Origin of the sequence: Actinomyces sp. ICM39 (assembly GCF_000282935.1) — a bacterium.
Taxonomy (GTDB): domain Bacteria; phylum Actinomycetota; class Actinomycetes; order Actinomycetales; family Actinomycetaceae; genus Pauljensenia; species Pauljensenia odontolytica_B.
Map to the genome: position 1 here is coordinate 1 of NZ_ALCB01000091.1, position 1,219 is coordinate 1,219.

Here is a 1,219-nt window from a genome sequence, read left to right on the forward strand (position 1 = left end):
CCGTGGCCACGGGCGCCCTTGCGGCCACACCGGCCCCTGCGAGGGCCGACGACACCATCACCACCCAGGACTACTTCTCCTACTACAAACTTGACACCACCCGAGCCAAGGGATACACCGGCACAGGCGTCACCATCGCCATGATCGACGGCCCCGTCGACACCAGCGCACCCGAACTGGCCGGCGCCAACATCACCACTAAGACACTGTGCAAGTACGAAGCGACCAACGCCACGAAGACGCACGCGACTGCCATTGCCTCCGTCCTGGTGTCCAAAAACTACGGCCTCGCACCCGACGCCACCCTTATCGCCTATGCCATGCCCGCTGAAGGCGAGGAGATTTCCAACGAATGCAGGCAGGACAACAAGGGTCTTAAGCGCACTTCTTTTGCACAATTCGAGACGGCGATGAACGACGGCGCTCAGATCATCTCTTACTCGTCGTCAGACCCCAATCACGAACAGGTGCCCTTGAAGTGGGCTATCGCTCGCGCCATTGCTCAGGGTGTCATCATCGTGGGTCCTATGGGCAACGACGCACGTGACGAAAACCATCTGTCCTTGGCCTGGTGGTCGGGCACCGTGGGCGTTTCCGCGGTCGATTCGACCGGACAGTTTGCAAGCTATTCCTCGTGGGGCCAAGGAGTCGTCGCCGCTGGCGTGGGCGGGCCCATCAAGGTGCGCGACTACGACACCGGCACCATTACCGACACGCAGGGAACCTCCATCTCCACCCCGATCGTGGCCGGACAGATCGCCCTGGCGCGCTCGCGCTGGCCCGAGGCAACCCCCAACCAGATCCTGCAACTGGTCACCCACAGCGGGCTCAACCCCAACCACGAGTGGAACCAATACACCGGCTACGGTCCTCTCAACATGGGCGGGATGATGAAGACCGATCCCACCCAGTTCCCCGACGAGAACCCCCTGGCCGACAAGGGCGGCGGCTCCACCCCCACCCCCGCCGAAGTACAGCAATACATCGACGGCATCGCCCCTTTCGGGGAGATCGAATACGATGACAGCTACATCTATCGCGGGGTCAACGAAGACGCACTCGTGCGCGAAGGCCTCACGGCCCACATCGGCACCAGCCCCGCCTACCACCGAAAGTAGCCACATGACACACACGTCTGACGCGCCCCGTCATCCCCGCTCAAACGCGGGGGTGGCGGGGCGCGCCGCGCGCGCCCTGACCACCGCCGCCTGCGCCCTGG

The 1,219-nt window shown here is 63.7% G+C and carries 1 protein-coding gene; it reads left to right on the top strand.

The genetic code is table 11. The annotated features are described in order from the left end of the window. Positions 1–2: 2 nt before the first annotated feature. A complete protein-coding gene (locus HMPREF1137_RS05725) occupies positions 3–1,118 on the top strand; it encodes a S8 family peptidase (RefSeq protein WP_007589894.1) in 1,116 nt (371 codons plus the stop codon). The last annotated feature ends 101 nt before the right edge of the window (positions 1,119–1,219 follow it).